Raw genomic sequence first — 7,834 nt, 5'->3', positions numbered from 1 at the left:
AAGGTGTTATTTGAAAAGGTGTTATTTGAATCTCTATTCATAGCCATATCCTGTAAAGCGGATACAGGATAGACCATGAGAGCATTCAGGGTTGCTTTTGGTTACAGCAGTTTTGAAAAAAACTTGGAGTTACGTGGTCGATTGTAAGCTTCCTGTTTTTCATCGGGCAGCCGGTTTATTCTGCTGGCTTTAAAGCCCCTTTCAATAAACCAGTGGGCTGTGCGGGTGGTAAGTACAAACAGAGAACTTAACCCTTGCTGTCGAGCTTGTTGCTCAATGGTTTCCAGCAAAGCATCTCCCCGGCTACCATTTCTGTAATCCGGGTGAATAACCAGGCAGGCCAGCTCAGCACAATTGTTCTCCGGAAATGCGTGCATGGAGGCGCAGCCAATAATCATGCCGTCGCGCACAATAATGGTGAAAAGACTGATATCCCGTTCAAGCTGTTTGCGGGAACGTCTGACCAGAACGCCTTTTTCTTCCAGTGGTTGAATCAGGCTGAGCATGCCGCCAACATCTTCGATAGTGGCCTGACGCATCTGTTCATAAGCGCTCATATCCTGAGTAATGAGGGTGCCACAACCTTCCCGGGTGAACAGTTCCTGCAGTAGGGCACCGTCTGTGGAGTGTGTCACTATGTGGGTTCTGTTAACACCGCCATCACAGGCAGTAACGGCTGCTTCCAGCAAACGATAAGCTTCCGTCGAATTATAATCTCGTAAACGACTGCGGGCTTCTGATGGGCGCATGGTGCGTACCATATTGCCGTCATGATCTTTCAGCCCGCTTCCAGAACAATACATGATCAGTTTTTCAGCTTTCAGGGCGATAGCTGTTCGGGTTGCTACATCTTCTACGGCCATATTGAAGGTTTCACCAGTGGGAGAAAAACCCATGCAGGAGAGCAGTACGAGATAATGGTCATCAAGCTGTTGAGTGATCGCTTTGCGATCTATGCGGCGGACTTCACCGGTGTGTTGAAAATCAATGCCTTCTACAACACCGAGAGGTCGTGCGGTTATAAAGTTCCCGCCAATAACGCGGATGCGAGCACCATGCATTGGGGAATTCACCAGCCCCATGGAAAGCTGCGATTCAATCTTTACCCGAAGACTGCCTACCGATTCAATAACAGCGGAAAGAGCTTCCTTACTCGTTACGCGATAGCCGCCGTGAAAATCTGACTCGATATTGTTTTTAGCAAGACGAGCGCTAATTTGTGGACGGGCACCGTAAACCAGAATAAGCCGAACACCAAGACTACGCAAAAGCGCAATATCGTTAACGATATTGGCAAAGTTATCATCGTCCAGTGCTTCTCCAGGAAGCATAAGGACAAAAGTGCGACCACGGTGTGCATGAATGTAAGGAGAGGTCTGGCGGAAGAACTTTACATAGTCTTCGCTGTTGATATCCATATCAGCTCTCCTCTCCCGTTTCTGTCAGGCAGAATTTTTTAATGAGCCCACGCAGTAACTCTATAGTTGGTTCCAGTGTATCCAGCCCAATAAATTCATCAGGTTGATGTGCCTGGGCAATATCTCCTGGGCCAAGAACCAGAGTGTCCATCCCCATTTTACTTAGAAAGGGTGCTTCAGTAGCAAAGGCTGCGCTGGTACTGGTGTGACCTGTGAGCTTTTCACAGGCGGCAACCAGCTGACTGTTTGGCTGGCTGGCAAAAGATTCAATGCTGGGAGTGATTGCGGAAAGCTCAAATCCCACACCAAGTTGTTCAGCAAGAGGGTTAATTCGTCTTCGAATACTGTGGCGAATCGTTTCAGATTCCATACCCGGCAATATGCGTACATCATATTCCAGTGAGCAGCTTTCGCAGATGCGGTTTGGGTTATCACCGCCATGAATGCAGCCAAGGTTCAAGGTTGGCATCGGAACAGTAAAACCGGGATTGTTGTACTGGGTTTTCCATTCTTCTCGCAGGGTCATCAACGCGGTCATAATTTTGTGCATTGCATCCATGGCATTGCGACCTTTTGAAGGGTCACTGGAATGGCCGGATTTACCAGTCAAGGTAATCCGTTCCATCATAATGCCTTTGTGCATATTCAAAGGTGTCAGGCTAGTCGGTTCACCCACAACTGCATAGCGAGCTTTCGGTTGCCCTAACCGAGCCAGCTCTCTGGCACCACTCATAGTGGATTCTTCATCAGCCGTAGCAAGAATAATCAAAGGCTGCTTTATATCTTCTGGCTTGAGCCCACGGGCAGCTTCCATAGCCAGAGCCAGAAAGCTTTTCATATCACAGGTGCCGAGACCGTAAAGACGGTTGTCTCGCTCGGTCAGTTCAAAAGGACTCTGGCTCCAGAGGCTGTCATCACAGGGGACAGTGTCGGTGTGGCCGGACAGCACCAGTCCTCCTGAGCCTTTACCCAAAGTGGCAATAAGGTTGGCTTTATGTGGAGAACCCGGAATAGGAATGATTTCACAGGCAAAACCCATGTCTCCCAGCCAGTTGGCCAGAAGTTCGATTACTTCCCGGTTACCCTGATCAAACTCTGGTCGGGTGCTGCTGATTGATGATGTGGCAATCAGCTGCCGGATGGCGGGAAGTAAGAGTTGTGACATGAATGCGATACCTGAACATCTGTGCTTATAGGTTTCTTCAAATAATAAACATACCTTATAGAATTCAGAAGTCTTGGTGTAAGGTATTCACATGAAAATAACTCAACCACATTTAGCTGAGCTTATTTTGAAGGATTCGATTTCTTTCAGCAGTGAGCTGGGCGACCACTGAAATCGCTATTTCCCAAGGGGTTTTACTACCAGTAGGGATACCGGCCGGAGCGAAGAGTCTGGTTAGCTGATCAGAAGATACTCCCAGTTCAATTAAGCGTGCTCTGCGTTTTTCTGACGTTTGGGAAGAACCCATAGCGGCAATGTAAAAGGCGTTTCCATTAAAGGCTTCCATCAACGCCATATCATCAACTCGAGGATCATGAGCCAGTGCAATTATGGCGGCATTGGCTCCCATAAAGCCTTCTCGCACGATATCGTCAGGAAATGCTTTTACCAGTTCAACGTCATCCATAGACCAGCCTTCTATAAACTCATCCCGGAAGTCACAGACCGTCACTGCGAAATCAACGGCCTGAGCCAGCTCTGCAACACAGCGGGTAGTTTCACCAGCGCCGGTTAGCAGAAGCTTAAAAGCTGGGCCAAGGGTGTGATTAATAGATGTTTGATTCTGATCTATGGAAGGTGTTGATCCTGATTGCAGGGCCAGCGCTCCAGTTTGGGTACATACCTGCCGGGAAATCAGCTGTCCCTGCTGTAGAGTGGCTTCGATTTCCCGAAAATGAGGAAGGTGAAACTCTTTCTCGAGCCTCTCTAAAAGTATGCTCAGGTTGCCGCCACAGGGAAGGGCGAGCTTCAACTGATCATTTTTGGTCAATCCATAACTGTGGATAGAAGGTGTTGTTTCAATATTATTGTTAGCCAGTTGACGCAATAAATCTTCTTCAACACAGCCGCCAGACAAAGAACCTGCGATACCTTTGCCCGGTGAATAAGCTAACAGAGACCCTGCCGGCCTTGGAGAAGAACCCCAGGTTGCCACAATCGAGGCCAGCCAGACATGTTCTTCTTCGTCCAGCCACTGACAAACCTGCTCTATAACCCTGCAGTTACTGCTATGCATGGTTTACAACCTCAAGCCAGTTTCAGTGGAAGGTTGCGCAACCGTTGGCCGGTAGCCGCAAACACAGCATTAGTCACTGCAGGTGCTATTGGTGGAAGTCCTGGCTCGCCAACGCCGGTTGGTGGTTCACGACTCTCAACAATATGAACGTCTATTTCCGGAATTTCATGAATGCGCAGAGCCGGGTAATCATGGAAATTACTTTGTTGAACCTGCCCATCTTTCAGGGTGATTTCCCCGTGAAGGGCTGCAGTGAGGCCAAAGATAATGCCGCTTTCCATCTGGGCACGAACAATATCTGGGTTCACGACGGTGCCGCAATCTACGACACAGGTAACCTTTTCAACTTTGAAACTATCAGCGGACACGCTGACGTTGGCAATCTGGCAAACCCAGGTATCAAAACTGAAGTGAAAGCCAATACCCAGGAAACGTTCTGCAGGCTGTTTACCCCAGCCAGCTTTATCTGCAGCAGTATCAAGCACATTGCGGGCGCGTGGATGGTTGTGCAGCAACTTCTGGCGCAGAGTCAGCGGAGATTGTTTGCCAGCATGGGCCAGTTCATCAATAAAGCTTTCGATGGCAAAGGCGTTATGGGAGTTACCAACTGATCGCCAGTAAGTAACGGGAATGCCCGGATCAACTTTGGCGTAATCCAGTTTTATGGCTGGAAAATCATAGGCAATAGTATCTGCGCCTTCCCATGGGGAATAATCTTCCGGTGCCAGAGTTCCCTGTGCGGCAATGCCGATTTTTGCCAAAGTGCCATAACTCCATTTTGGCATAATGGAAAACATGGCGGGCGCGGCATCTTTGATAATCCAGTCCATCAAAGTTGGACAAGCCACTTTGTGGTGCCACAACTGTGGCATGCCCTGTTCATCCAGGGTGCCGGTCATTCGGTGTAGCGCTGCCGGACGGTAATGATCGTGGCGGGTGTCATCTTCACGGGACCAAACCAGTTTTACCGGCTTACGAATCTTGTCGGATATTTCTACGGCTTCCGCTACAAAATCCTGGACGATCCGGCGGCCAAAACCACCACCCAGATAAGTTGTGTGAATAAATACATCCGATGGGGAAAAATCTGAGGCTCTCGAAGCAGCAACCTGAGCAAGATCGGGAGCTTGTGTGGGAGCCCAGATTTCTATGCCATACTCGGATACATGAGCAACACAGTTCTGGGGTTCCATGGTAGCGTGAGCCAGGAAAGGCGCTTTGTATTCCGCCGTTATTGTGGTTGCGCTTTTTTTGGCAGAGTCATAATCCCCCACTTCCCGAACCACTTTGGCATCATCTTTCTCCATTTCCTGTGCATAAAGATCGAAGACATTATCGGATGAAATCTTTCCTGCCCGGCCTGGTTCCCACTCCGCATCAACTAGCGATGAAGCTTTGCGAGCTTGCCAATAGCTTTCAGCAACAACAGCAATGCCCTGACTTATTGGGAATATGTCGATAACACCTTTTGATAAACGGGCATTGTTGGCATTCAGGTTTTTCAGCGAGCCCCCAACATAGGGCGAGCGGATAACAAGGCTATAAACCATGCCTGGAATCTGAGTATCGATTCCGTAGTCCGCCTGGCCAAATGACTTTGGCTGACTATCGGTGCGCTGATTTCTTTTGCCGATATATTTGAATTCACTTGCTGGCTTAAGAGGAATATCTCCCAGCAGGTATTTATTTGTGGCAACGGGAATTAATTTGCTCCAGCTAAGAGGTTCTTTGCTGGCATGGAACACCATTCCTTCGCTTACGCTGCACTCTTGCTGAGAAACCTGCCACACCTCTGCAGCAGCTGATGCCAGAAGTATTCTTAAGCCTGCAGCTGCTTCACGAATAGGAGCCCAGGCGGCAACTATACTGGTGCTGCCACCGGTCATCTGCAAACCAAAAATGGGGTTGCGATAATCTGTTCCTGCCGGGGCAAAGCGGGTTTTGATACTTTCCGGGGCAATATCAAGTTCTTCAGCCACCAGGGTTGTTAAACCGGTCATAGTGCCCTGACCCATTTCTACCCGGTCGATGATGAATGTGAGTTGGCCGTTTTTATCCAGTTCCAGCCAGGCATTGATCTGCCAACTGTTTTGGCTTTCCTCAGATTTCCCCTTAGTGATTCCAGGGACAGTAAAGCCAACAACAAGTGCACCGCTGGCGGTTATTGACGTTTTCAGGAAGTTTCGGCGGGAGAGTGAATTATTCATTACTGTTGTCCCCCGCTTGAGCCTTCTGGTCAGCCATAGCATCTGCCGCCAGATGAATGGCCGCACGAATACGTGGGTAGGTACCACAGCGGCAAATATTGCCGCTCATGGCAGTGTTGATATCTTCATCCGTTGGACTGGGGTTGTTGTCCAGTAGCGCCGCAGCACTCATCAGTTGGCCAGATTGGCAGTAACCGCATTGGGGAACATTATTTTCAATCCAGCTTTCCTGCAAAGGATGTGGATGTTCAATGGAACCAATGCCTTCAATGGTGGTGATGTTCTGATTGTTGGCAACAGAAACAGGGGTAAGGCAAGAGCGAACAGGAGAGCCGTTCATGTGAACCGTGCACGCGCCGCACAGGCCGGCGCCACACCCAAACTTGGTACCGGTTAACTGAAGTTCGTCACGAATAACCCAGAGTAGGGGCGTATCACTATCAACATCCAGCTGATGCTGTTTACCATTCACGGTCAGGTTAATCATTTTTATTCAGGCAAATGTTGTTTTTATTGAGAGGTACTATCCCTGATTTCTTTTTTTAGTGCAATTACTCTAAATTGGTTTTGGGAAGACTTTTCTATCTGAGTGGGGGGAGCAGGGTCTTAGATACAAAGCTGCATACATTGCTGTATGCAGCTTGTTGGTTTGAATATTCTTTGGAAGGTTTTGATGAGGGTTACTATTCCAGCACGCACCAAACATCTCTCGCTATTTCTGCATACTCCTGTATTGTTTTCAGACTTATAACCCCATCTTTTGCTTGAAAATTAACAACACCATCAAGCTCTCTAGCCCACTCTGTAAATGCTTCTACAGTTTGCTCTGTTCCAGTATCAGCACAGATGACACTATACTCAAGAACAAGCTTCTGAAAGTTAACTTCTAATGTTTCATGTGTATCAAGGCTGTGATCTTGTAAGGTGTTGTCTTCGTCTTCGGGAATTACAACACCATCTATGACCCTTGCAAACTCAATTTGGGCATGGGTTATCTGGGCTTCATGGCAGGGCTTTTCACTGGATAACACGGCAATCAAAGCTTCCTGACGTTTATCGGCATTCTCAGGCTTTGCCAATTCCCCCATCATATAGGCAATGCCATCGAGTGCGCGAACTGCTGCACCAGGTGACGTTGGATTTGGTTCTCTGGTCAGGTGAAAGAATATTCCCGATTTATCCAGTAATTTACTCTGCTTCTCTTTTAGAGTTAATTTCTCATCATTGAGAATGTCTTTGTGGTCATCAATACTTTCCAGAACTTTTACATAAGTATTGAAGCGGTTGTGCAGTATTTCGTTGTCTTCTGTTTTACCAGGAAGGGCATTTCTCAAGGTTGTGAAATCAATATCAGACTGATTCGTTGCTCCTGACCCGGGGCTAAATTCAGTTTTCTCAATTTCACTCCCTCCAGTACGATCTTCTGAATGAAACAAATTCACAGCCTCGTCTTCTGGAAGATCCCGGTGATAAGAGACGCCCTCTCCTTTAGCCCGAATTTGAGACTGAAGTTCAACCATGGAATATTCTTCGGAATCTCCTTTATGGAAGGAAACTCTTTCTTCCGGGCGGTGAAAAGGAAATACTCCCTTTTGTAGATCCCTGATTATGCGCTCTTTTAATGGTGTATCGGATTTGGTTGACTGCATGGCCTGCTTGGCCTGAGCGTAGAGAATATTGCTGGCTTTTCTGCAAAAGAGAAAGTTAACCAGAAATCGCCAGGTTGACCTATTGGGAGTAGCTTCAACTACGACACGTCCTTGAGCATCATGACCAAACTTCAGCCTGCTGATATCGCCATGCGCGGCCTCAAGTTGGGTTAGGTTTTGCACAAGAGTGCCTACATCCAGTTTTCCGATTGCCATAGTTATTTCCTCCCTGATTTTCATCCTTATGAAGAAAGTGTATATGCGATTAGAAAACTTGCTTGCAGGCGCGTAACAGGCGCCTGAGAGGCGCCTGAGAGGCG

At 48.0% G+C, this 7,834-nt stretch carries 6 protein-coding genes; all 6 read right to left on the bottom strand.

The features are described from left to right. Positions 1–101 precede the first annotated feature (101 nt). Entirely contained in the window at positions 102–1,418 is a 1,317-nt protein-coding gene (gene argA, locus QMA35_RS20245) for an amino-acid N-acetyltransferase (RefSeq protein WP_281648959.1), read from the bottom strand. A 1-nt stretch (position 1,419) separates the two neighbouring features. Further along, complete coding sequence (argE, locus tag QMA35_RS20240) at positions 1,420–2,583, bottom strand: acetylornithine deacetylase (RefSeq protein ID WP_281648958.1); 1,164 nt, start codon at positions 2,581–2,583, stop codon at positions 1,420–1,422. 112 nt (positions 2,584–2,695) lie between these two features. Further along, the gene (locus tag QMA35_RS20235; RefSeq protein WP_281648957.1) at positions 2,696–3,658 is read right to left on the bottom strand and encodes an XdhC family protein; all 963 of its coding nucleotides are present in this window, start codon (positions 3,656–3,658) and stop codon (positions 2,696–2,698) included. An 11-nt stretch (positions 3,659–3,669) separates the two neighbouring features. Next, entirely contained in the window at positions 3,670–5,865 is a 2,196-nt protein-coding gene (locus tag QMA35_RS20230) for a molybdopterin cofactor-binding domain-containing protein (RefSeq protein ID WP_281648956.1), read from the bottom strand. Then, positions 5,858–6,352: a (2Fe-2S)-binding protein gene (locus QMA35_RS20225; protein WP_281648955.1), complete on the bottom strand. Its 495-nt coding sequence runs from the start codon at positions 6,350–6,352 to the stop codon at positions 5,858–5,860. The genes QMA35_RS20230 and QMA35_RS20225 overlap by 8 nt, the downstream gene beginning before the upstream one ends. Positions 6,353–6,548: 196 nt before the next feature. After that, complete coding sequence (locus QMA35_RS20220) at positions 6,549–7,730, bottom strand: hypothetical protein (protein ID WP_281648954.1); 1,182 nt, start codon at positions 7,728–7,730, stop codon at positions 6,549–6,551. Positions 7,731–7,834: the final 104 nt, after the last annotated feature.

The sequence above is a fragment of the Parendozoicomonas sp. Alg238-R29 genome (assembly GCF_947331445.1).
GTDB lineage: Bacteria > Pseudomonadota > Gammaproteobacteria > Pseudomonadales > Endozoicomonadaceae > Sansalvadorimonas.
Note: the sequence above shows the minus strand (reverse complement) of the source record. Positions and strands in the feature narration are given on the sequence as shown.